Below are 24,296 nucleotides of genomic sequence, written 5' to 3'. Positions count from 1 at the left end.
ACATTTTTTATTTTTAAACTAAATCTGCCCACAGTATTTATTTAATAATTTTAATTTCGTGATGATTCTCTACTATTTTAAGCATATCTTTGTTCCATGAATATATAACCCTAAATCTATACTTATCAGAATCTACAAGCCTTGTATGTTCAAGAATATACCAATCTTTATAAGAAGATTCAAAAATCATTTCGTGTTCGTCGACTTGTTTAATATTTGAAATACCTTCATCATTACTTAGATAAAATTTTTCCCTCTTAAGTTGATGACCTTTTAAAAATGCATGCATTTCTCCTCGCTCTTTATACTGGGGATTTTCGTCAAAGAAATTATATTTTTTTTCTGGGTACCAAGTAAATTTATAATGCGACTCCCATTTAGACTTACTCTCGAGAGCTTGAATATTTATATTCATACTTAAACTATAAGTTTTTTGTGCTTCATCGAGAAAATACGTTCTATTAGATTTCCATGATCCAATATTCCTGGAAAACCACCTTTTTAAATTACTATTTAAGTTGATTTCAGGAGGGTTTTCACCAAAATGTAAATTTTCCTTTGGATTAATAGCAACCATTTATAAAAAAGTCCTATTTATTTAATAGCCTATCTGTAAAATAAAAAAAAATATCTTAAGGTGTTTATAAGGATTAACAGCTTTTCAACACTTCAGAGGATTTCATTTGAATGATAAAAAAGAGCTAAAATTAATACTTGTGGCAGCTAGAAATCAACTTTCTAGTAATGATATTAAGTGCTTAATAGCTTATTTAGAATCAGATGATTGTGAATTTGAGACATCTCTTCAGATCTCAGAACCCAAAGAGCAACCAGAATTACTTGAATTACATAGATTAGTCGCTATCCCTGCTCTTATAAAGGTTTCCCCAGCTCCAAAGCAAATATTTGCTGGAAGTAATATTTTCTCTCAGTTGCAAAAATGGTTGCCAAGGTGGTCACAGGAAGGCTTAACAAAAAATCTTGGGATTAATTTGCAGCCATCCAAAATTGATTCAACAAGAACTCAAAAAGAATTTCTATTGGAAGACGAACTTCTTGTTTTAAGACAAGAAAATGAGACATTAACAAAAAGAATAGAATCTCAGGAAAGATTATTAAGAATGGTCGCGCATGAATTAAGAACACCTTTAACTGCTGCTACTTTGGCTGTTCAAAGTCAAAAACTCGGACAAATAGATATTTCAAAATTGCAGGAGGTTATTAAAAGACGTCTTGAAGAGATTGAACTCTTATCTCAGGATCTTTTAGAGGTTGGAACAACCAAATGGGAAGCATTATTTAATCCTCAGAAAATTGATTTAGGTAATATTAGTGCTGAAGTAATACTCGAATTAGAAAAATTCTGGAGAATAAGGAATATTGAAATTGATACTGATATTCCATCTGATCTGCCAAGTGTATTTGCAGATCAAAGAAGAATGAGGCAAGTATTTTTAAATTTAATTGAAAATGCTATTAAGTTTTCTAAAGATTCTGGATCTATAAAAATCACTATGATTCATAAGACAAATCAATGGGTAGAAATAACAATTTGTGACAAAGGTGCAGGTATCCCTTTGAGCGAACAAAAAAGAATTTTTCTAGATAGGGTTAGACTTCCCCAGACATCTGAAGGAACTTCAGGATTTGGTATAGGCTTATCAGTATGCAGGAGAATAGTACAAGTCCATGGAGGAAGAATATGGGTGGTATCTGAAGTAGGGGTGGGTTCCTGCTTCCATTTCACAGTTCCTGTGTGGCAAGGACAAAACAAAGAGCAACAAAACTTGACGAAAGGCTAGCCTTACTCTTAGTTTTTAATAAGCTGTTATGCTAATTTCCTGGCCCCATCGTCTAGAGGCCTAGGACACCTCCCTTTCACGGAGGCGACAGGGGTTCGAATCCCCTTGGGGCTATTAATTTAAATTTATAACGATCTTCTTGATGATTTTGCTTGCTTATCTACGGCAATTAAATTTTCTGAAAGATCTTTTTTCAGTCTTTTCTCTATCATCCCTATTGGCATCCACTGACAACCTTGAACAGTAAGATCATAAATTAATGAGTTTGTTGAAGTATTTTTAATATTTTGAATTTTCCAACTACCCTCAAACTTTCTGAAATCTCCTTTTATTAAATTAAATTTTAAGAGGCCAAGCTCCTTATTTTCAAATAAATCTATAGTTACTTCAGCTGAAAACTTCATGCCAAGGAAATCCTGAGCCCCAACTTGCTTAAGGTGGACATTATTTCCCTTCTGAAATATTTTTTTGCTTGATAAAAGATTTGGTATGTAGAGATTTAAACGATCATAATCTGTTAAAACACTCCACAAAGAATCAAAACTTGCAGAAGTTGTAAGTTGAGCTGCCAGTCGTCTTGTCCCACCGGAAAACTTCTCCATCGTCTGCTCAATTGTCCTGTAATCATTGTCTTTATAATGATCTTCTGATTCTTGAGGTTTGTTCATGCAATGAATTTTTTAATTAGATAAAAAATTATTTCTGTGTAACTATACTGATAAAAACAATAAATACTGAAAAATTAAAATAATTTCTTTTATTTATCCCGATCTCAAAACGTAACCATTTTTGTAAAATCACTACAAATTAAACTACAAATTGATAATCTTTTATAAAAGAAATCTAAAAAATGTATTCACAAGCAAAAGTAATCGCAGGCGGATTAGCTCATATACCAGTAGTAATAGCTGTTTTTTATTTTATACTCACAACTTTTAATAAAAGAGCTTTAAAATTTGTTGAAGAAGCAAAAACAAAAAAACCTGAGGCAAAAGCTGTGGAACCTAAAAAAGTCGCTGTTTCAAAAATAGAAGCTCCAAAAACAGAAGCTCCAAAAACAGAAGCTCCAAAAATAGTTAAGAAAAAACATGCAGATGTTCCAGTCAATATTTACCGTCCTAAAACACCATATGAGGGAACAGTTATTGAAAACTATAGTCTTCTCAAAGAAGGGGCAATTGGTAGAGTTAATCACATAACTTTCGACCTTAAAGATAGTGATCCATTTCTAAATTATGTAGAAGGTCAAAGTATTGGTATCATGCCGGCTGGTGAAGATGCTAATGGAAAGCCTCATAAATTAAGACTGTACTCAATTGCTAGCACTAGACACGGTGATGACTTTAATGGAAATACAGTTTCTCTTTGTGTAAGACAGCTTCAGTATGAAAAAGATGGTGAAACCATTAATGGTGTCTGCTCTACTTACTTATGTGATATTAAGCCTGGAGATAAAGTAAAAATAACAGGTCCTGTTGGTAAAGAAATGCTTCTCCCTGATGAAGAGGACGCAAACATTGTAATGCTGGCCACTGGAACTGGAATAGCACCAATGAGGGCTTATTTAAGAAGAATGTTTGAACCAACGGAAAAAGAAAAAAATAAATGGAATTTCAAGGGGAAAGCTTGGTTATTTATGGGTGCTCCAAAATCAGCTAATTTGTTATACGAAGAAGATCTTCAAAGATACATTACAGAGAATCCAGATAATTTTAAATATACAAAAGCTATTAGTCGCGAACAGCAAAATACTAAAGGTGGAAGAATGTACATTCAAGACAGAGTTTTAGAGTCAGCCAATGAACTTTTCAATATGATTGAAGATGAAAAGACACATATATATCTTTGTGGATTAAAGGGTATGGAACCTGGAATAGATGAAGCGATGACTAAGGCAGCAGAAGAAAAAGGATTGAACTGGTCAGAATTAAGACCTCAACTAAAAAAAGCAGGAAGATGGCACGTAGAAACTTACTAAATCTTGGTTACTTAGATTTAAGTTTCACTTATTAAATACTTTTTGGTTTAGACACAATATGTAGCTAATTTTTGAAAAAAAGAGGATTTTAAATAAAGAATACTAAGAATATGCCTTCAACTTTAAGTAATCCTCTAAGATTAGGTTTACGGCAGGAAAGAGTCATATCTCCACAATCTTTAGTAATTTTTGGCGCTAGTGGAGACCTTACTCATAGAAAATTAATACCAGCCTTATTTGAACTCTATTTGCAAAGAAGAATTCCTAGTGAATTTGGAATAGTTGGTTGTGCGAGAAGACCTTGGACTGATTATGAGTTTAGAGAAAAGATGAAAGTAAAGTTATCAAATCAAATATCTGGTAAAGAAAGGGAGTGGGAACAATTTTCTAATTATCTTTTCTATGAACCAGTTGACTTACAAGAAAGTGATCATGTCGTAAGGCTTTCTAGAAGATTAAATGAAATTGATAAAACACAAGCTACTCATGGGAATAGAACATTTTATTTATCAGTATCTCCAAATTTCTATGCAAGTGGATGTAAAGCTCTAAAAGGAGCTGGCCTTTTAGATAACCCTAAGAAAAGTCGTTTGGTAATTGAAAAACCTTTTGGCAGAGATTATTCAAGTGCAAAAAAATTGAATAAGATTGTTCAAAGTTGCGCTGAAGAAAGTCAGATTTATAGGATTGATCATTATTTAGGTAAAGAGACAGTTCAGAATATTCTTGTTTTGAGGTTTGCTAATACTATTTTTGAACCAATTTGGAACAGGAATTATATATCAAGTGTTCAAATTACTTCATCTGAAACAGTTGGTGTTGAAGATAGAGCAGGTTATTACGAAAGCTCTGGTGCTTTGCGGGATATGCTTCAAAATCATATGACTCAAATGCTTGCAGTTACTGCAATGGAACCTCCTGGAAAATTTGAACCAGAAGCAATAAGAAATGAAAAAGCTAAGGTTCTTCAAGCTTCCAAACTTGCTGACGAAAATCAACCGTGGAATTGTTGCATAAGAGGACAATATGGAGAGGGAGGGAATATTTCAAATCGACTCAAAGGATATAGGCAGGAAGATGGTGTTAATAGTAACAGCACAACAGAAACTTATATCGCGACAAAAGTTTTCGTTGATAACTGGCGTTGGCAAGGAGTGCCTTTTTATTTGAGAACTGGTAAAAGACTACCTAAAAGACTTGGAGAAATAGTCTTGACTTTTAAAGATGTTCCTGTTCATTTATTTGAATCAACAATAATAAATCCTGCCCCAAATCAACTTATCCTTAGAATTCAGCCAAATGAAGGTGCTACTTTCAAATTTGAGGTAAAATCTCCTGGTTCTGGAATGAAATCAAGACCTGTTGAAATGGAATTTTCTTATGATGAATCATTTGGAGAACCATCAGATGAAGGCTATGTAAGATTATTAGCTGATGCAATGCTTTCTGACCCAACATTATTTACCCGTAGTGATGAGGTAGAGGCAGCCTGGAAACTTTATACGCCATTAATAGAATTGATGGATAATTCTCCTTGGAAGTTACCTATTTATAATTATGAATCTATGACATGGGGACCTCCTGAGTCAGATCAATTAATTTCAAAAGATAATATTTTCTGGCGTAGACCCTAAAAATGAAACCTCAACTTACACTTCAAACCCCTTTAGAGCTGCCTTATCAGGAAATTTCTAATTACCTTAATAAATTATGGATTTCAGAAGATAAAGATAATAGTGGAGCTAATACTTTCACATTAATGGTCTGGCAGCCTGCTTGGCTAGAACAATGTTTGGTTCAAAAAGGATTAGTAAATGGACCAATTACTGGAAACTTAAGTCCAGAGATAATTGAAGTTGCTAAAAAATTTATATTGGATCAAGGACTTCCTATCGCGACTTCACTTAATAGTGAAGAATTATTGAATTTGTTGAAGGAAAATTTATCTAATAAAGAATTTGATGATTTTAGAGGACAATTTTTTGAATCAACGATAAGTACATTGAATCCAAGAAGATTAATAACTTTAGCGCCAACCATAAATAAAAATTCAGATATCAAAACTTTTGTATCTGCTTATTGTCCATTAAGTGATACCCCAGCTATGCAACCTATTTGTGGGGATTTAGTTGTTATTAGGGGGGACTCGGCCTCAATATCTAATAAAGGATTAAAAATAATTGATGAATTATCTATTGATGAATTACCTTCATGGTTGTGGTGGAATGGAAGCTTGGATGAATCGCCTGAAATTTTCGAATATTTTACTGATTATGGTCTAAGGTTAATAATTGATACTGCTCTTGGATCGCCTCAAAGATGTTTAAAAGTTTTAGATCAATTAAATAATTCAAATAAAGCTATTAATGATTTGAATTGGGTTAGATTGAAAAATTGGAGGGAATCATTGGCAATGATTTTTGATCCGCCTTCGAGGAGACCGATTTTAGATCATATTACTGATATTGACATTGATATCGCAGGAGATCATATGATTCAAGCGTTGTTTTTGATTTCATGGATTAGCGATAAACTTGGTTGGTCTTTTCTAAGAGTTGAAACGGATACAGAATCAACAAAAATAGAGTTTAAAAGAATTAATGGCGAAATAATTTCTACATCAATTAATCCCTTATCTTTGGGAAATCCAAGTATTCATTTAGGACAAGTCATTGGATTGAGGCTGATTTCAAAAATTAGTGAGGTTCAAAAAAATAACACTTGTGTAATACTTGGCTGTGAATCAGTGGAATGTATGAGACTTGAAGCAGGGGGAATGGCTAATATGGAATTAATAGAACAAGTTGTTCCAAATTCTTTTTCTACATCAGAATACGATGTTAGTAAATTATTGGGAAGTAGTAGAGGTAATACCAGTCCTCTTTTTGAAAATTCTATTAAAATAGCTCTTCAAATATTTAATGGTTTGAATAACTAATAGATGCCTTGTGTAATATCTTCTCCTTCAACTGATAGCGGGAAAACTACATTATCTCTTTTGCTATCTTGTTGGGCGTTCTCAAAAGGTATAAAGATACAAACTTTCAAGGTGGGCCCAGATTATCTTGATCAACAACAACTTAGCTCAATTGGTCAACCTATTTGTAGGAATTTAGATATTTTTTTAAGTGGTGAGGAATGGGTTCAAGAAAGTTTTTTTAAACATTCTTTGAAATATGAATTCTCGTTAATTGAAGGAGCAATGGGTCTGTTTGATGGACTAGGGTCAACAACCTATTCCAGCACAGCAAATATCTCTAAACTTCTCAATGCTCCAATAGTTTTTATTGTTAATGCTAGAGGTCAAGTAGCTTCTCTTTTGGCGACTATTCGAGGTTTTAGAGATTTCGATAGTGAGTTGTCAATAGTAGGAATTATATTTAACAACGTTAATTCAGATCGACATAAAAAATTAATCAAAGAAGTTTTTAAAAATGAAGATATCGAAATTCTGGGTTTTTTACCATCTGATTCAAAAATAACTTTAAACAAAGCTAATTTAGGTTTGATATCTCCAATGGATAATGGAAAAGAAATTGATGTTGAATATTTTGCAAATTTCGCCGAAAGAAATCTTGATGTATTTTCTCTTATTAAATTTCTGAAATCTCCTCAAAAGAAAAAATTTAATTCTTTCAATTTTAAAGATTTTAAAATAGACAAAAGTAAACCTATCGCAATTGCAGAAGATAAAATCTTTCATTTTCAATATCCTGAAACTAAGGAGTTTTTGAGTGAACTAGGAATACCATTGATTTCATGGAGTATTTATGATGATGAAGAAATACCTAATGAGGCTTCTTCTTTAATTATTCCTGGGGGGTTCCCTGAAAAATATGCTGATCATATAAGTAACTCTACAAAAAGCTTAAATTCGTTAAGGAAATTCCGCAAAAATGGATTTATATATGCCGAGTGTGGAGGGATGATGATTTTAGGTGACTTCATAAAAGATGAAAATGGTAATTATCATAAAATGAGTGGCATCCTGCCTTTTAGATCAAAAAAAAGTAAACTTACAGTGGGTTATAGATACATTAAGGGTTTAAAAGATACTCCGATCATTAAACAAAATCAATTCATAAGAGGACATGAATTTCATTATTGGGAAATTGAAAATAATTTGTCTGAACTTGATTTAAGAAAAGCTGAGTATCATAAGAAACTATTTTCCCCGTGGAAAATCAAATCTTGGGAAACTGAATATAAAAATGAAGGCTATTTTGATGAAAAATTACATGCAAGTTGGATTCACTTACATTTGCCAAGTTCTCCAGAAGTCGCAAAAAACTTTATAGATGCCACCCAAATTAGTTTTCCAAAGGATTACTAGTTTATTATCAAATCAAAAATTGTGAGAGGAGAACCTAAAAAAAACATTCCAGGCAAAGTAACTAAAGGTCCTAAAAAACTTCCCACCATGACCTCAATTTTTGTATGGCCTAGGGTTTCCTTCAAAAATAATTCAGATTTAGGGTCTAGTTTTTTTGATAGTTTATTGATTTCTGCAGCTTGAATCCCAGCTGATTTTCGAACTCCACTAGCGTCATACATAACTATAAGTGCTACAGCAACTGCTAACGCGAATATAGAGCTATCAAATCCTAATTCATAACCTATACCTGATGCAGCACCAGTTATTAGCGCGGAATGACTTGAAGGCATCCCACCAGTCTCGAACATAATTCCAAATCTTATCTCCCCAGTGGAAAAGAAATTAAATAAAATTTTAAAAAATTGAGCCAGTAAACAGGATAATAAACTCCAAAAAAGAACTGAATTATTAAAAAAGGCAAAAAAATCAGACATAAATTTAAACTATTTATCTATCTCTATTTGTAATGAAATCGGCTAATGATATTAAATACTTTGCATCTGGCCCCCAAGGTTCAATTGCTTTTTTTGCTTTTTCAACTAAATCAAATGCTCTTTTCTTTGATTCCTCCATTCCAAGTAATTTAGGGTAAGTAGTTTTGTCAGCTAAAAGATCTTTCCCGGCAGTTTTACCAAGCTTTTCACTACTTGAAGTTAAATCAAGAATATCATCTATTATCTGGAAGGCTAATCCAATACCCTCTGCATATGTTGTCAGAGCATGTAATAGTTTTTCGTTTGCGCCTGCGATCATCGCGCCTGTTCTTACGCAAGCTTTTAATAAAGCCCCAGTCTTATGAAGATGAATATATTCGAGAGTTTTAAGGTCAACCTCCTTGCCTTCGCATTCTAAATCAACTACTTGTCCTCCCACTAAACCTGGTGCCCCAGCAACTAAAGAAAGTTCACCAACTACATTTAATAATCTAGTTGGATCAACTCCTGGACTTCTTAAAGAGACCATTTCAAAGGCCCTGGTCAATAAAGCATCACCTGCAAGAATAGCTATTGCATCTCCATAAACTTTATGATTTGTCGGCCTACCTCTCCTCAAGTCATCATTATCCATGGCGGGCAGATCATCATGAATCAAGGACATTGTATGGATCATTTCTATTGCTACTGCAGTAGGAACAGCAAGAGAGGGTTCTCCTCCTGCCAGTGAGCAAGATGCTAAACATAAAATTGGACGTATTCTTTTCCCTCCAGCTAAAAGGGAATATCTCATTGATTCCCTTAATATTTCTGGATTCTCAGGACCCAAGGAAAAATCAAGTGCTTCTTCTACAACCTTTTTTGTGTTTTTAAGATATTTTTCAAAATCAGAAATATTATTTATAACTTCAGTCATTTTATACCGTTAGTAAAAAAATTTTGCATCTTGGAGTTTATGGCAAAAGGTCATTAAGAGTTGATGATAAACCAAATTGTTTTTGCCAGCTAAAAATAGTATTTACAAGTAACATTGTTACTGTCATTGGTCCAACACCTCCTGGTACAGGTGTGTAAGCAAATACTTTAGAAATGACATCTTCTAATAATACATCTCCACATAATCTGGTTTGATTTTTATCGGAACTTTTTAATCTATGTATTCCAACATCAATAATTACGGCTCCTTCTTTAACAAAACTCGAATCTATAAGATTGGGTTTTCCTGCAGCCGCAATTAATATGTCGGCTTCTCTACAGACTTTATTCAAATTTAATGTTTTTGAATGGGTCATTGTTACAGTGCCATTTAGATTCAATAACATAAGCGATAGAGGTTTCCCAACAAGCAAACTTCTTCCAATAACAACAATTTTCTTACCTTCAATTGTAATATTTTGGGATCTTAATAAATTAATAATTCCTGCGGGTGTACATGATCTCATCCCAGGCTCATTTTTTACTAATTTACCGATGTTTATCTCATTTAATCCATCTACATCTTTGCTTGGATTAATATGGCTGATCAGTTTTTGCTCATCAAACTTCTTTGGGATGGGAAGTTGTAGCAACATTCCATCAATATCCTTATCCGAATTCAGTTTGATTATTAATTGTTCAACTTCTTTTTGCTCTACACTTTCATCTAAATGAAAGATAAAGCTCTTTATTCCAATCCTTGAACATGCCTTTTCCTTGTTATTAACGTAAACACCACTCGCAGGGTCTTCACCTATTCTTATTACAGCTAAACCGGGCACTCTTTTTGCAATTATTTTATTATTAGAAATGTAGTCATTTAATCTTTTTTCAATTTCAAGAGATAATTTTTTACCGTCTAATTTTAATGACATTTAGAAAAACATCTCCTTTTTACACCTAGCATGCCTATAATTTTAAATTATTCAAATAGATTTATTTATATTCTGTGCAAAACATCACAACTTCCCTAAAGAAAATATTTTATCTGTGGAGGCGAAGTCAAGTTCCAGCAAAACAACCAATAAAATTTTCAAAGATAGATAATCTCATTATTTTTTTAGTATGCATTTTAATTTCAATAATTTCTTCCTATAAACTACTTATTATTTCGCCTTTAAATATCAGAGATATTTCTTCTTGGTTTTTGAACTTTTCTGAAATACTTATTAGTTCCGGTATTTTGATATTAGTTTCAAAAAAAGAGAATCCTACAATTTCTTCAAGACAAATCTTCTTGATTATGACTCTTCTTTTAACAGTACAAGCTACGAAATTAGCCTTAGCTTCAACCATAAGCCCATTATCTATAATAATTCCACCAGCATTAATAATATCTCAAGGAATGGGAAGCATAACAGCTTTAGCTTGGGTATCAATAGCAAGCTTTAGTTGGCCAGACCCAGCAGTTACTATTAATAATAATTTATTTTTTATTTTATTAGTTTGCGCTTCAGTCGTATCTCTACTTGGAGGAAGAATTAGAAGTAGGGCTCAGTTACTTCAATTATCAATTTTTGTCCCCTTAGTATCGTTCTTGAGTCAGTGGGTATTGATAGGTAAAGATAGTAAACCTCCTTTTGACAATCAAGAATTTGTTTTAGCTAACGGGGATATTTTTTCGGATTCCTTACTATTGGCGATAGTAATGCTTTTTACTATATTATTTATTCCTATTTTTGAATCGATATTCGGATTATTAACTAAAGCAAGATTACTCGAATTGGCAGATAAGGAGAAACCTTTAATTAGAAGATTGTCTCTTGAAGCTCCTGGAACTTTTGAACATACCTTACTAATATGTGGTTTAGCAGAGGAAGCAACAAGAATGATTGGTGGCGATATTGATTTAATTAAAACTGGTGGACTATATCATGATGTTGGAAAATTACACGCGCCTAATTGGTTTATCGAAAATCAGGATGGTTCAAAAAATCCACATGACGAATTAGATGATCCGATTAAAAGTGCAGAAGTATTACAAGCACACGTTGATGAAGGATTGAAATTTGCAAGAAAAAATAGACTACCTAAACCTATAGCTAATTTTATCCCTGAACATCAAGGTACTCTAAAAATGGGATATTTTTTTCAAAAAGCTAAAGAAAAAAATCTCGACATTAATGAATATTATTTTAGATACAAAGGCCCTATCCCTCAGTCAAAAGAAACAGCTATTTTAATGCTTGCAGATGGCTGTGAGGCAGCACTAAGAGCTATGAATATTAATGCATCTGATAAAGAAGCTTTGGAAACAATATCTAATATTATCTACTCGCGTCAAAAAGATGGGCAATTAGATGATAGTAACTTATCAAAAGGAGAAATCTATCTAATAAAAGGGGCATTCTTGAATGTGTGGAAAAGAATTAGGCATAGAAGAATTCAGTATCCAACTAGTAAGAATAATACTTTTTCTTGATTTTCAATTTTATAACCTAATACTTCTTCGATGTTTTGGATTACACCAATATAGAAGCGCTAATGTACTTAATAAAGTTGTCAAAAGAGTAAACCCACCAATTCCAAAAATGTCTTTAAGAGTTATAAGTCTCACCACAGAATAAGGACCCGTCCCGGAAATTACCATTGATAGAGATACTAGAGTTAAAGTTACTCCCCATTTTCTCTCTGCTAGAAGAGCTGCTGAAGAAACTATTCCAACTATGGCAGCAGGCCAACCAAGGCTTATGGCAAGAGTTATATTTGCAACTTTTAGTGGAGGTCCATAACTTATTATTATTGCGATTATTGGAAGTGCAATAATATTGCTGATTAGCCCAACCCATGAAAGTGCCCAATATCCTAGTAATCTTTCTCTCATTATTAACTGCTTTAACTATTAGATTAATTTACAATATTAAAGAGGCTTTTTTAATGCTACTTAATATTCCTAAAAAATTAATTTAATTTGCATTATTGGATAGAAATGTATTAGTTGAATTTTCTAAACTATCAAATTGTGGGTGGATTGAATTTTTTTTCTCAGAAAATACAAGCCTATTTAAGGCATTAACGTAAGCATTTGCTGCGGCAACTACAACATCAGTATCAGCAGAATGACCAGAATATATTTTATTATCCCTTCTTATTCTTATTGTTACTTCTCCCAAAGCGTCAATTCCTTCTGTTACCGACTTAACAGAAAATTCAATCAATTCATTAGGAACTTTAGCTAATTTGTTTAAAGCCTCGCATACAGCATCAACGGGGCCAGTCCCTATTGATACGGCGGTATCCTCAGTATTATCTTCCGTGTTTAGAAGCGATATTGTGGCAGTAGGTTTAGACGCGTTACCGCAACTTACTTGGACAAGACTTAATTGAAATTTAGCTTCAGGAAGCTGAACTTGTTCACTAACAATTGCCTCTAAATCTCTATCAGTAATTTCTCTTTTCCTGTCAGCTAAATCCTTAAAACGAGCAAAAGCATCATTTAAATCTTCTCGGCTCAAATCATACCCCATCTCTTCTAATCTCGCTCTTACTGCACTTCTTCCACTAAGCTTCCCCAAAGATATTTTGTTGTCACTCAAACCAACAGTTTTTGCATCGATAATTTCGTAAGTTAGTCTATTTTTTAAAACCCCATCCTGATGAATGCCTGACTCGTGTGCAAAAGCGTTAGCTCCCACAATTGCTTTATTAGGTTGTACTGTCATTCCAGTTAGGTTGGAAACAAGTCTAGAGGTTTTTGTTATTTCTTCTGTTCTTATTGCTGTAAGAGGAGTTGGTGAATCTGGATTTCTTTTGAAAAAACTATTAAAAAAACTTTTTCTAACGTGCAGTGCCATTACTAATTCCTCAAGGGAGGCATTCCCGGCTCTTTCTCCAATTCCATTAATGGTACATTCCAATTGTCTTGCTCCATTTTTTACTGCCTCAAGAAAATTAGCTACTGCTAAACCTAAATCATTATGACCATGAACCGAGATTACTGCCTCATTAATATTTGGAACATTTTTATTTATATCTGCAATTAGGTTGCCAAATTCACTTGGGGTTGTGAATCCAACAGTATCAGGTATATTTATCGTTGTCGCCCCTGCTGAAATTGCTAGTTGGATCACTTCATATAAAAAATCAGGATCACTCCTTGAGGCGTCTTCACAAGAAAACTCAATATCATCGACCAATGATTTTGCATAGTTAACCATTTCTGGGACTATTTGCAGAACATCTTTTCTGGATTTTTTAAGTTTATGTTTAAGATGAATATCACTTGTCGCAATAAAAGTATGTATTCTTTTTTTTGGCGCTGGACTTACTGCTTCATAACATGCTTTTATATCCCCTTTTGAGGCTCTGGCCAAACCACATATTATAGGGCCATTTTCTTTCCCTACGGCATTGGCAATTTTATTAACAGCTTTAAAATCTCCAGGACTTGCGAAAGGGAATCCAGCCTCGATAACATCCACCCCTAATCTTGCCAATTGATGGGCGATAGCAAGTTTTTCTTCAAGATTTAAACTGGCACCAGGAGATTGCTCTCCATCTCGAAGAGTTGTATCAAATATCAAAATTCTTCCAGGATCTTTTGACATTGAAGTGGATAACCTAAACTTATATTAAGCTAATTAAAAATATTTGACTAGATTTAATTCAATAAAAATTTGCTGCAAGTTTGTAACTTAAACAATAATGGTTAAAATTCTGAAGATAAAAATGAAATACTTAAATTATTCAAGTATTCTTTTATGATTAAAGCTTCCTTTTATAAAAGGTTATTTTGATTTTTTATAGAATTAAAGGCATAAATTATAAAAAATATGAATGGGCAATACTCCCCAAAAAATGTTTTAGGTCAGTTAGCGATAGTTTTACATGCTCATCTACCTTATGTCAGAAAAAATGAAAAGAATTCCTTAGAAGAGGATTGGTTATTTCAGGCAATTTTGGAATGTTATGTACCACTACTTCAATCAATAGAATCTTCCAAAAAAGAAAATCCTGAAAATACAAAACTTACTATTAGTTTGTCTCCAACTTTATTATCACTTCTAAATAATAAACAAATTCAAGAAACTTTCCCAAGCTGGATTAAAACAAGGAATGATTTCTTAAACGAACTACCAATAGAAGAAAAAAATGCCTCTGCATTTTTAATTAAGAATCTCAATGAAAAATACTCATATTGGCAAAATTGTTCTGGAAATTTAATTGAGAAGTTTAGGGTCTTAAATAACTCTGGAAATTTGGATATTCTTACTTGTGCGGCTACTCATGGATATTTGCCGATTCTAAGGGAGAATCCTGAAACTGTTAAAGGCCAAATTAATACTGCAATAAGGAGCCATAAAAATATTTTTGGAACAAAGCCTTTAGGTATTTGGTTACCTGAATGCGCTTATTATGAGAATTTAGACGAAATACTAATTAATTCCGGAATAAGATATGCAATCTTAGACGGTCATGGGATTCTTAATGCGACACCAAGGCCTAGGTATGGGGTGTACGCCCCAATCTGCTCGAGAAAAGGAGTTGCCTTCTTCGGAAGAGATAGTGAGTCAACATTGCCCGTTTGGTCTGCTAAGGATGGATTCCCGGGAGATAAAGTTTATAGAGAATTTCATAAAGATTTGGGATGGGAATTGCCTATCTCTAAACTCCAAAAGAAAGGTATTTCAACTAAAAGACCTTTGGGTTTGAAGTTTCATAAGATTACAGATGATAAGGTACCCCTAGGGGAAAAGGCGTTTTACTTAGAAAATGAAGCCAAAAAGAAGGCTGCAGAACATGCTGATGATTATCTTCTCGCGAGATCCAAACAATTAGAAAAATTAATATTATCCTCTTCCTTCAAGCCCTTATTGGTAGCTCCATTTGATGCAGAGTTATTTGGTCATTGGTGGTATGAAGGGCCTTTTTTTATTGAAAATATTTTAAAGAACTCTAGTAAATATTCAATTAAGCTTACAAATTTAAAAGAATTTTTACTTCAAAAGCCAAAACTTCAGATTTGCGATCCATCACCATCAAGCTGGGGACAAGGAGGTTACCACAACTACTGGATTAATGATGCAAATGCATGGATTGTCCCAGAGATCACAAAAGCAGGCTCAACTTTTGTTGATTTATGCTCGAAAAATTTCAATAATGACTTGTCCACAAGACTTTTCAAGCAAGCAGCAAGAGAATTACTTCTCTCTGAGTCTTCTGATTGGAGTTTTATCCTAAGAGCTGGAACTACAACTGAGCTTGCAAAAGAGAGGATAGAAAGACACTTGTTTAGATTCTGGAAAATAGTTGAAATGATTAAAAATCATTCCAATATTAATTTAAAATTTCTTGAAGATATCGAGGAAGAAGATAAAGTTTTTCCAGATATTAATATTGATGATTGGCGAAAATAAAAAAATACTAATTTAATTTAAGCATTCCTAGTTTTACCTTTAGAGGTGAATTTATAAACATTTTACTCATCACATAAATAAGTTTTGGAAGAGGAAGTGTATTAGTAAGAAATCCTACCCATTCATTGGTCGATAATTTAAAGAAATTTGAGAAAAAGCTTCTTAATTTACTTTCGTCAAAACTCATCAATCTTCTTAAACCATATTGGTAAAGTTTATGCCTTTGTGTTAACTCGTAAGGCCAAAGGACCCCCCATCCTTTTGTCGCTAGTTCAAGAGAACTTAGATTAGGTTCTTTTAAAAAGATCGCCAATTTTTCTGCGAGTAGTGGAGCTCTCCTTAATAAAGATCCGATCATGTATCCTGATGCAGGATGCACCATGCTTGCTGAACCTCCAAAACCAAGAACAAATTGTTTTTTAAATGGGAGGGGTAAATTCATTGGAAAAAGGCAATTCTCTTCATGAAAAACTTCACTCACCTCAATACCCTTATTATTAAGTCTTTTGAAAAGTCTTTTTTTTAGATTATCTTGGGATAGTGCAGGATAACTAGCTAATGATGTTTCCTCAACAAAAAAAGTTTCATTTCCAAGATCCATTGCATAGAGAAAGGATGGTGATGATAACTTTTCTTCATTGTTTAAATGATTTGGACGAAAATCCATTAAAACAAACTGTTCTTTTTTGACTGGTGGGGATGAAAATTTACCGACAATTCCATATGCAGCTTGTTGAGCGATTTCATTTTGTACGGGTCTTTTTACAAAATTACTCTTATGACCACTTGCGTCAATGACTAACCTCGCCTTTATTCTTAGTCCTGAAGAACAAATAACCTCAGATATTTTATTTTTCTCTTTAATATCTTTTGCCGTTTCATTCAACCATTCAATCCCTTTGCACTTTTTTAAAAGTTCATTTTGAAAAGCTTCTTGATTTATTAAACCATAATCATAATTATGTTTTGTTGGATTATCTCCCTTTTTATTTTCCCCGTTTCCAAAAAAACTAACTGTTTTACACCACCGATGAGATAACAATGACTCTAATCCTAATTCCTCTAATTCAGATGCCCAAATTCCATATGTATTCTCCCATTTTTCATTTGGAGATTTAGTTGATATTCCCTTTATACTAAGATCTTGCTTGGCTAATTCTGAAGCTAAGCACAGTGCTGCAGGCCCGGAACCTAAAATTAAAATATCAAGTATTTCCATATGATCTAATAAGCCAATCTCTTTTAATTTTCTTTGTCTGAGTTGGATTGGTCTGCTTCTTCTGTTTGTTCATGAGGAACCAATACAACTTCTGATAAATGATCGCCCATATCTAATCTTTGTAATTTTACTCCAGTAGCGGCTCTGGATTGCTGGGATATTTTATCTGCGTTTGTTCTAACAATAACACCTTTTTCGGTCACAAAAAGTAATTCTTCCCCTTCTCCAAGAACCTTCAAACAAACTAATACATCGTCTTTAATTCTGAATTTTATTGCTCTCAATCCCATGCCAGCTCTTTTTTGTAATCTAAACTGAGTTACAGGTACTCTTTTACCTAGTCCAAATGCACTGGCTATTAGAACCCAAGGACCCTCTGAAGAGTTGACTTCAAGATTTTCATCAGACTCTTTCGTAATATCTTCACTTTTAGCTAATTGATCAACTAAATCAGATGTTAAAACATCCATAGATACTAGATTATCGCCTTTCCTAAGGTTCATTGATTTAACCCCCCTTGCCGTCCTGCCAAGTGGCCTTAATTCGTTAATATCTAGTCTGAAATGGATCGCCATTCCTGTTCTTGATCCAATTAAAACACTGTCACCTTCTCTGGATAACCTAACCCAAGTTAAAGCATCTCCATCCTCAAGATTTATTGCTATTAATCCATTAGATCGAATTTTTGAGAAAGCAGAAAGTGAAGTTCTTTTTATAAATCCAGCCTTGGTTAGCATTAACAGATAACAATCGTTATCAAAAGAATCTACTGCAACTAGCGAGGTTATCTTTTCTTCTCTTGGTATTGGGAGAAGTTGAACTGATGGAGTACCTTTAGCTGTTCTGCTACTCATGGGAACTCTATATGCTGGTAAAGCATAAGATACACCTCTATCACTGAAAAGCAAAAGAGTATCATGATCATTACAACTTATAAATAGTTTTACTTCATCATCTTCTTGTGTCTTTGTTCCAGCTTTACCTCTAGACCCACGACTTGTAGATTCGAATTCATTAACAGGCATTCTTTTTAAATAACCCGCTTCAGTCAATAAAACTACAGATCTGTCATTAGCAATAAGATCAATATCATCTAGACCACCGCCCAAATCAAGTATTTCTGTTTTTCTTGGAGAGGAAAATCTTTCATCGATTTTATTAAGTTCTTCTAGAATAATTTCAAATATTCTTTCTTTACTATTCAATATTTGCTTATATAAGTTGATTTTTCTGGTTAACTCATCATGTTCTCCTTTGATTTTATCTGCTTCTAGTGCTGTTAATCTTCTTAATTGCATTTGTAAAATAGCTTCTGCCTGTGTGGCAGATAACTCATGATCAGCTTGTAAATTTTCTCTGGCTGAAACTGTATCTTTTGCTGATCTTATTAGATTAATTATCTCATCCATAGCACCCAATGCTAATAAAAGACCGTTTACTATATGATCCCTCTCTTCAGCCTTTTTCAATAAAAATCCTGTTCTTCGCCTTATTGTCTCTACTCTAAAGTCTAGAAATACATCTAACATTTTCCTGAGAGAAAGTGTTGTGGGCTCTCCTTTTACTAAAGCAAGTATATTTGCACTAAAGTTATTCTGTAGAGGTGTTAACTTAAATAGATTATTTAAAACTACTTGTGGGTAGGCATCTCTTTTTAGTTCAATAACAATCCTCATTCCGTCTCGATCACTTTCATCTCTAATATCAGAAATACCTTCTAATTTTTTTTCATTAACCAAATCAGCAATTCTTTCTATCAATGCTGCTTTATTTGTTTGAAATGGAAGCTCTGTAATTATTACTGCATCTTTTTCTGCTCTACTAGTAGATTTAATTTGCTCAATATTTGCTACACCTCTCATAGTTATTGAACCCCTTCCTGTTTTGAAAGTTTCTTTGATACCGTCTCTGCCTAAGATTTGACCACCTGTAGGAAAATCAGGACCCTTAATTATTTCAAAAAGTTCTCTATCTTCAAGTGAAGGGTTTTTGATTATTGATTTAAGACCATTAATTAATTCCCCTAAGTTATGAGGTGGGATATTAGTTGCCATTCCTACTGCTATTCCAGATGATCCATTTAGAAGTAGTTGAGGAATCCTAGCAGGCAAAACTGTTGGCTCTTGCTGAGAGCCATCAAAATTATCGGCGAAATCTACAGTTTCAGATTCAATATCCTCTAATAAACTTTCATCTGTAAGAGACTGCAAACGAGATTCTGTATATCTCATTGCTGCTGGAGGGTCGTTATCAACAGAACCAAAGTTTCCATGGCCATCTATGAGTGGCATCCTCATCGAGAAATCCTGAGCCATCCTAACCAAAGCATCATAAACAGCAGTATCGCCATGAGGGTGGTACTTACCTAGTACTTCTCCTACAACTCTTGCACATTTTCTATATGGTCTTCCGCTAGTTAAACCAAGTTCATACATTGCATAAAGAATCCTTCTATGAACAGGTTTTAATCCATCTCTTGCATCTGGAAGAGCACGACCAACTATTACGCTCATTGCATACTCAAGGTATGAGCGAGACATCTCATTTCTTAGGTCAGTCTGAATAATTCGGTCGTTATCTTCGCTTAAACCTGAGTTATCAGAATCTAAAATATCAGACATATAAAAATCCTTTTTTTAATAATAATCGCTGATTGTCATAATGAATAAAAAAAAATATTTATTTAATTCCCAAATACTTACATTTACACACAAATCAAAATAAAACCTTTTGTTTTTGAACAAATCTTGGCTTATTACCCCTTTAGTTGTTAATTTAATCAAAATAAAGAGTAAATTATCGTGAATATTGAACTTGGTCTAAATAAAAAAGTCAGAAGGGCTTATGGCATTGATGAAATAGCTTTAGTCCCTGGTAATAGAACTCTTGATTATGATTTAACTGATCCTTCTTGGTCAATAGGTGATATCAAAAGAGAAGTTCCGATCGTAGCTAGTGCTATGGACAGTGTTGTGGATGTTGATACGGCTGTAGAACTCACGAAATTAGGTTGTCTAGGGGTTATTAATATGGAGGGCATACAGACAAGATATGAAAACCCTGATGAAATATTAAACCAAATAGCATCAGTCGGGAAGAATGATTTTGTTCCGTTAATGCAGAAGATTTACAGTGAACCAGTCAAGGAGGAATTGATTTTACAAAGAATAAATGAGGTCAAAGAAGGAGGAGGCATCGCTGCTTTTAGTGGGACTCCACAAGCCGCTATTAGGTTTAAAGAAATACTTAATAATTCCAAAATAGATTTATTTTTTCTTCAAGGAACAGTTGTTTCAACTGAACATCTTGGTATGGAAGGTAAGGAAACCTTAAATATTAAAGATCTCTGCCAATCTATGAATGCCCCAGTTGTAGCCGGAAATTGTGTTACTTATGAAGTTGCAAAACTTCTCATGGACTCTGGAGTTGCAGGATTAATGGTTGGGATAGGACCTGGAGCGGCATGTACATCAAGAGGAGTATTAGGAATTGGAATCCCTCAAGCAACTGCAATTGCTGATTGTAGTGCGGCAAGAAATGATTACTTTAAAGAAACTGGTCGTTATGTTCCTATTATTGGTGATGGAGGAATTGTGACGGGCGGAGATATCTGTAAATGTTTAGCATGTGGATCAGATGCTGTAATGATTGGATCCCCAGTAGCTAAATCCTCAAACGCTCCAGGTAAAGGATTTCACTGGGGTATGGCTACTCCAAGTCCAGTATTGCCAAGGGGTACAAGAATTGAAGTTGGTTCTACAGGATCCTTAGAAAGGATAATTAAAGGCCCTGCCTTACTTGATGATGGGACACATAACTTATTAGGAGCCATTAGAACATCAATGAGTACTCTTGGAGCAAAAAATATTAAAGAAATGCAAAAAGTTGAAATAGTTATCGCACCATCTCTTCTTACAGAGGGTAAGGTTTATCAAAAAGCTCAGCAGCTTGGGATGGGTAAGTAATTCATTAAGAACAAAATTATAAAACCTTAGTTAATTAAATATTAAATTGAAAAATATTCTAATTAGGAGCTATTATGAAATGATGGGGGAAACCCCATACTCCTCACACACTAAATCGCCCGATTAATCGGGCTTTTTTAGATATTTTGTTACTTATATTATTTTATCTGTAATGAAATCATCACTTAAAAGAATTGCCTGCTAAATTTTCAAAAAGGAATACTTAAATTATGTCATCAGCTCCAGCCGTAACTGATTCTTCATTTGACAAGGATGTACTGCAAAGTGATCTACCAGTATTGGTTGATTTTTGGGCACCATGGTGCGGTCCATGTAGGATGGTTGCACCAGTTGTAGAAGAAATCTCAAAAGACTTTGAAGGGAAAATTAAAGTTTTTAAATTAAACACAGATGAGAATCCAAATGTAGCAAGTCAATACGGAATTAGAAGTATCCCTACCTTGATGATTTTTAAAGGAGGTCAAAAGGTTGATACCGTTGTTGGTGCTGTGCCAAAAGCAACTCTTTCGAGCACTTTAACTAAGCATTTATAAATTTAAAAGCTTTGCATAAAATCGGACTAATAGACTATGGAATGGGTAATATTCATTCTGTAACGAAATCTCTAGAAAGTCTTGGAGAAGAAATTATATTAATTAAAAACTTTAATGATTCTAAGCTTTGTAAGGCGATAATACTTCCTGGGGTTGGAGCATTTGATCCAGCGATGAATAATCTCATAAATACTGATTTGATAAATGATTTGAAAAATTGGATTAAAAGTGGGAAGTCCTTTTTTGGGATATGTTTAGGTCTCCAACTCCTTTTTGAATCTAGTGATGAAGGAAAAGTTCAAGGGCTTGGAATTTTAAAAGGAAAAATACAAAAAATACCCAATATTGTTAACCAAAGAATCCCACACATGGGTTGGTGCCAACTTATACCTACAAAAAAAAATACTCTTTTTGGGATTGAAGAATTAAATAATTGGGTCTATTTTGTACATTCCTATCATGCAATCCCAGATGACTTAAATATTATTGCAGCTCAGGTTGATTATGGCCCTGAAAAATTAACTGCAATGATCGAGAATGATAATTTATTAGCCTGTCAATTTCATCCGGAAAAATCTGGAAAAACCGGAGAAAAACTTTTGAGACGATGGCTTAGCAATATTCAATAATTGATAATTACTGATGAAGACAAACTTAAGATTAATAGGTGGTAAAAAACTCCAAAGTCCAAATAATTCCAATACCAGACCTACAACTTTGAGAGTAAGAGAGGCTATATTTAATATATTGAATAAAAGAGTTGAAAATAGTAACTGGTTAGATTTATTTAGTGGAACAGGGACCATATCTTGTGAAGCCTATAATCATGGGGCAAGCAAAATACTTGCAATTGAAAAAAACAAAATCAACTCAAAAATATGCTTAGAAAATTTACTCTCGTTGGAGAATATAGAGAATAGGAGAAATGATATAGAAGTTATTTGTAAAGACGTTGTGAAATGGACAAAACCAAATTATGAGAGAAACTTATCATCTAAAAATATGGATTTAAACAAATTAAAATTTGATTTTGTTTATCTAGATCCTCCATATGATGTGGATTTCCATGAATTAGTTTTAAATCAATTATTTAATTGTAATTTTTTAAAAAAAGATTCAACTGTTATTTGTGAACATTCTCCAAAACTTTTTATTAAAAAAAGTACTTTGTGGGAAACTATAGATGTAAGAGATTATGGGCAGTCAAGATTAACATTTTTAATCAATGTCCAGCATTCCTGAACCTCTTCTGTATTGATTCCATGCACTTACGAATAATCCAAGAAGAGTTATTGGAACTAACCCTAAAACAATTCCACATAGAAGAGGCTCGATCATCTTTTTGCCTTTTTTGAATTTCTTATTCACAATTGTTACATAGAGACTATTTTTTGTGTCAACATCTTCATCAACTGCAGCAGAAAGAGACTTCAAAAGTGAATTCTTAAAAATTGTTTTTATTGTATTTGGAGTTTTATTGATTTGTTTTTCAATATTTTTTTTAAAACATCATGAAAATAACAAATATATTGTTGAAACTCTTGAGCTTAATGGCTCTGCTGAGGAAGGAGATGCTCTTTTTAAGATAAATTGTGTTGGATGTCATGGAATTACAGCAAGAGGATTAGTGGGCCCAGACTTACACTCAATAACTCAACGTTTGAATGATAAAGAGATAATAAAACAAGTTACTGGAGGCCTAACTCCTCCTATGCCAAGCTTTGAAATTGATCCTGTAAATATGTCTAATTTATTAAAATATCTTCATAGCCTTGAATGATTTTGGGAAAAAATTTTTCTAATTTAAAGGTAATATTAGTTGAGCCAAATGGCCCTTTAAATGTAGGTAGCGTCGCTAGATTATGCAGTAATTTTGAAGTTGATGAATTAAGAATCGTCTCTCCTAAATGCGATATTTTTTCTTTAGAAGCAAAAAAAATGGCCCTTAAAGGTCAAAAAATTCTTGAAAATTGTAAGATTTTTGATGATCTTCAAAAGGCAATTTTTGATTGTGATTTAGTATTAGCATCTTGTGGAAGGATTGATGTAAATAAAGATTCATTTTTTGTATCTTCTGAAGATATATTTGATTGGACTTTATCCTTTAATAAGTTAAATAATTTAGCAATTATATTTGGCAGGGAAGATAGAGGTTTAACTAACAGTGAATTGCTTCTGGCAAATAAAACTTTTAGTATCCCAACTTCTCAGAATAATCCTTCATTAAATCTTTCTCACGCTGTTTCAATAGTTTTATATGAATTGAATAAGTCTTCTAAAAAGAATTTGAATAATGAATTAAAAGTTTTTAACTTAGCATCATCTAAGGAAGTACATGATACATTTCTTGATATAGAGGAAATGCTTTTGCGAGTTGGATATCTCTTAAAACATACCTCTAAGGCAAAAATCAGTAAATTTAAGAATTTTATTTTGAGGGCAAATACATCAATGCACGAAATAAATGTTTTAAGAGGAATTGTCCATCAAATAAATTGGTTTTTGAACAATTCAAAAAAAAATAAGTAAGTATAAATTTGATTAGTTATTGTTCTCTTCTTGTTTTAATTTGATAGGAATATTTACTAAAAACATTTTCTGAAGTAGCATCTATTGATTATTTGAATATTTAAGAAAA

The 24,296-nt window shown here is 33.2% G+C and carries 23 protein-coding genes and 1 tRNA gene; 14 read left to right on the top strand and 10 right to left on the bottom strand.

Going from position 1 to position 24,296, the window contains the following annotated elements; translation table 11 throughout:
* Positions 1 to 37: 37 nt before the first annotated feature.
* Positions 38 to 577, bottom strand: coding sequence for a hypothetical protein (locus A9601_RS14740; RefSeq protein ID WP_011818615.1), 540 nt, complete (start codon positions 575 to 577; stop codon positions 38 to 40).
* A gap of 106 nt (positions 578 to 683) precedes the next feature.
* Between A9601_RS14740 and A9601_RS14735 the strand changes: the two genes are divergently transcribed.
* Both A9601_RS14735 and A9601_RS14730 read left to right on the top strand, forming a co-directional pair.
* Complete coding sequence (locus tag A9601_RS14735; protein ID WP_011818614.1) at positions 684 to 1,802, top strand: histidine kinase; 1,119 nt, start codon at positions 684 to 686, stop codon at positions 1,800 to 1,802.
* A gap of 41 nt (positions 1,803 to 1,843) precedes the next feature.
* A tRNA-Glu gene (locus tag A9601_RS14730) sits at positions 1,844 to 1,916 on the top strand.
* Between the two features lie 11 nt (positions 1,917 to 1,927).
* Here the strand turns inward: A9601_RS14730 and A9601_RS14725 are convergent.
* Positions 1,928 to 2,470, bottom strand: a complete 543-nt coding sequence (locus A9601_RS14725; RefSeq protein ID WP_011818613.1) for an SRPBCC family protein — start codon at positions 2,468 to 2,470, stop codon at positions 1,928 to 1,930.
* 182 nt (positions 2,471 to 2,652) lie between these two features.
* Here A9601_RS14725 and A9601_RS14720 point away from each other — a divergent pair, with 182 nt between their 5' ends.
* The 4 genes from A9601_RS14720 to A9601_RS14705 all read left to right on the top strand — a co-directional run bounded on the left by A9601_RS14720 (position 2,653) and on the right by A9601_RS14705 (position 8,113).
* Positions 2,653 to 3,780: an FAD-binding oxidoreductase gene (locus tag A9601_RS14720; protein WP_041484539.1), complete on the top strand. Its 1,128-nt coding sequence runs from the start codon at positions 2,653 to 2,655 to the stop codon at positions 3,778 to 3,780.
* Positions 3,781 to 3,890: 110 nt separating this feature from the next.
* On the top strand, positions 3,891 to 5,414 hold the full coding sequence (zwf, locus tag A9601_RS14715) for a glucose-6-phosphate dehydrogenase (RefSeq protein ID WP_011818611.1): 1,524 nt from the start codon (positions 3,891 to 3,893) through the stop codon (positions 5,412 to 5,414).
* 2 nt (positions 5,415 to 5,416) lie between these two features.
* Entirely contained in the window at positions 5,417 to 6,718 is a 1,302-nt protein-coding gene (locus A9601_RS14710) for a glucose-6-phosphate dehydrogenase assembly protein OpcA (protein WP_011818610.1), read from the top strand.
* 3 nt (positions 6,719 to 6,721) lie between these two features.
* The gene (locus tag A9601_RS14705; protein ID WP_011818608.1) at positions 6,722 to 8,113 is read left to right on the top strand and encodes a cobyrinate a,c-diamide synthase; all 1,392 of its coding nucleotides are present in this window, start codon (positions 6,722 to 6,724) and stop codon (positions 8,111 to 8,113) included.
* On the opposite strand, the gene A9601_RS14700 is transcribed toward A9601_RS14705, so the two are convergent.
* From A9601_RS14700 to folD, 3 genes are read right to left on the bottom strand one after another with little or no spacing between them, the layout of a single operon-like run.
* Positions 8,110 to 8,589, bottom strand: coding sequence for a divergent PAP2 family protein (locus A9601_RS14700; protein WP_011818607.1), 480 nt, complete (start codon positions 8,587 to 8,589; stop codon positions 8,110 to 8,112). The genes A9601_RS14705 and A9601_RS14700 overlap by 4 nt on opposite strands.
* A 13-nt stretch (positions 8,590 to 8,602) precedes the next feature.
* A complete protein-coding gene (locus A9601_RS14695; RefSeq protein WP_011818606.1) occupies positions 8,603 to 9,505 on the bottom strand; it encodes a polyprenyl synthetase family protein in 903 nt (300 codons plus the stop codon).
* A gap of 37 nt (positions 9,506 to 9,542) precedes the next feature.
* Positions 9,543 to 10,439 carry a bifunctional methylenetetrahydrofolate dehydrogenase/methenyltetrahydrofolate cyclohydrolase FolD gene (gene folD / locus A9601_RS14690; protein WP_011818605.1) on the bottom strand — a complete coding sequence of 299 codons (897 nt, stop codon included), beginning with the start codon at positions 10,437 to 10,439 and terminating at the stop codon, positions 9,543 to 9,545.
* Positions 10,440 to 10,513: 74 nt separating this feature from the next.
* Here folD and A9601_RS14685 point away from each other — a divergent pair, with 74 nt between their 5' ends.
* On the top strand, positions 10,514 to 11,986 hold the full coding sequence (locus A9601_RS14685; protein ID WP_011818604.1) for an HDIG domain-containing metalloprotein: 1,473 nt from the start codon (positions 10,514 to 10,516) through the stop codon (positions 11,984 to 11,986).
* 9 nt (positions 11,987 to 11,995) lie between these two features.
* On the opposite strand, the gene A9601_RS14680 is transcribed toward A9601_RS14685, so the two are convergent.
* Both A9601_RS14680 and A9601_RS14675 read right to left on the bottom strand, forming a co-directional pair.
* Positions 11,996 to 12,388 (bottom strand): hypothetical protein, encoded by a 393-nt coding sequence (locus tag A9601_RS14680; protein WP_011818603.1) that lies wholly within the window; start codon positions 12,386 to 12,388, stop codon positions 11,996 to 11,998.
* Between the two features lie 82 nt (positions 12,389 to 12,470).
* On the bottom strand, positions 12,471 to 14,111 hold the full coding sequence (locus A9601_RS14675; RefSeq protein ID WP_011818602.1) for a 2-isopropylmalate synthase: 1,641 nt from the start codon (positions 14,109 to 14,111) through the stop codon (positions 12,471 to 12,473).
* 225 nt (positions 14,112 to 14,336) lie between these two features.
* Between A9601_RS14675 and A9601_RS14670 the strand changes: the two genes are divergently transcribed.
* Positions 14,337 to 15,920, top strand: a complete 1,584-nt coding sequence (locus A9601_RS14670) for a glycoside hydrolase family 57 protein (RefSeq protein ID WP_011818601.1) — start codon at positions 14,337 to 14,339, stop codon at positions 15,918 to 15,920.
* A 7-nt stretch (positions 15,921 to 15,927) separates the two neighbouring features.
* On the opposite strand, the gene crtL is transcribed toward A9601_RS14670, so the two are convergent.
* Positions 15,928 to 17,139 (bottom strand): lycopene beta cyclase, encoded by a 1,212-nt coding sequence (gene crtL, locus A9601_RS14665; RefSeq protein WP_011818600.1) that lies wholly within the window; start codon positions 17,137 to 17,139, stop codon positions 15,928 to 15,930.
* A gap of 23 nt (positions 17,140 to 17,162) precedes the next feature.
* Positions 17,163 to 19,760: a DNA gyrase subunit A gene (gene gyrA, locus A9601_RS14660; RefSeq protein ID WP_011818599.1), complete on the bottom strand. Its 2,598-nt coding sequence runs from the start codon at positions 19,758 to 19,760 to the stop codon at positions 17,163 to 17,165.
* Between the two features lie 180 nt (positions 19,761 to 19,940).
* On the opposite strand from gyrA, the gene A9601_RS14655 reads away from it, so the two are divergent.
* From A9601_RS14655 to rsmD, 4 genes are all read left to right on the top strand, one after another.
* Positions 19,941 to 21,104: a GuaB3 family IMP dehydrogenase-related protein gene (locus tag A9601_RS14655; protein ID WP_011818598.1), complete on the top strand. Its 1,164-nt coding sequence runs from the start codon at positions 19,941 to 19,943 to the stop codon at positions 21,102 to 21,104.
* A gap of 230 nt (positions 21,105 to 21,334) precedes the next feature.
* Entirely contained in the window at positions 21,335 to 21,658 is a 324-nt protein-coding gene (trxA, locus tag A9601_RS14650) for a thioredoxin (RefSeq protein ID WP_011376622.1), read from the top strand.
* An 11-nt stretch (positions 21,659 to 21,669) separates the two neighbouring features.
* Positions 21,670 to 22,287, top strand: a complete 618-nt coding sequence (gene hisH / locus A9601_RS14645; RefSeq protein ID WP_011818597.1) for an imidazole glycerol phosphate synthase subunit HisH — start codon at positions 21,670 to 21,672, stop codon at positions 22,285 to 22,287.
* 13 nt (positions 22,288 to 22,300) lie between these two features.
* Positions 22,301 to 22,900: a 16S rRNA (guanine(966)-N(2))-methyltransferase RsmD gene (gene rsmD / locus A9601_RS14640; RefSeq protein ID WP_011818596.1), complete on the top strand. Its 600-nt coding sequence runs from the start codon at positions 22,301 to 22,303 to the stop codon at positions 22,898 to 22,900.
* Here the strand turns inward: rsmD and petG are convergent.
* Positions 22,877 to 22,996 (bottom strand): cytochrome b6-f complex subunit V, encoded by a 120-nt coding sequence (gene petG, locus A9601_RS14635; RefSeq protein ID WP_011376619.1) that lies wholly within the window; start codon positions 22,994 to 22,996, stop codon positions 22,877 to 22,879. The two genes, rsmD and petG, sit on opposite strands and share 24 nt — an antisense overlap.
* A gap of 55 nt (positions 22,997 to 23,051) precedes the next feature.
* Between petG and A9601_RS14630 the strand changes: the two genes are divergently transcribed.
* Positions 23,052 to 23,438, top strand: a complete 387-nt coding sequence (locus A9601_RS14630) for a c-type cytochrome (RefSeq protein ID WP_041484538.1) — start codon at positions 23,052 to 23,054, stop codon at positions 23,436 to 23,438.
* Complete coding sequence (locus A9601_RS14625; RefSeq protein ID WP_011818594.1) at positions 23,435 to 24,187, top strand: RNA methyltransferase; 753 nt, start codon at positions 23,435 to 23,437, stop codon at positions 24,185 to 24,187. The genes A9601_RS14630 and A9601_RS14625 overlap by 4 nt, the downstream gene beginning before the upstream one ends.
* The last annotated feature ends 109 nt before the right edge of the window (positions 24,188 to 24,296 follow it).

Source organism: Prochlorococcus marinus str. AS9601 (assembly GCF_000015645.1).
Lineage (GTDB): Bacteria > Cyanobacteriota > Cyanobacteriia > PCC-6307 > Cyanobiaceae > Prochlorococcus_A > Prochlorococcus_A marinus_O.
Note: the sequence above shows the minus strand (reverse complement) of the source record. Positions and strands in the feature narration are given on the sequence as shown.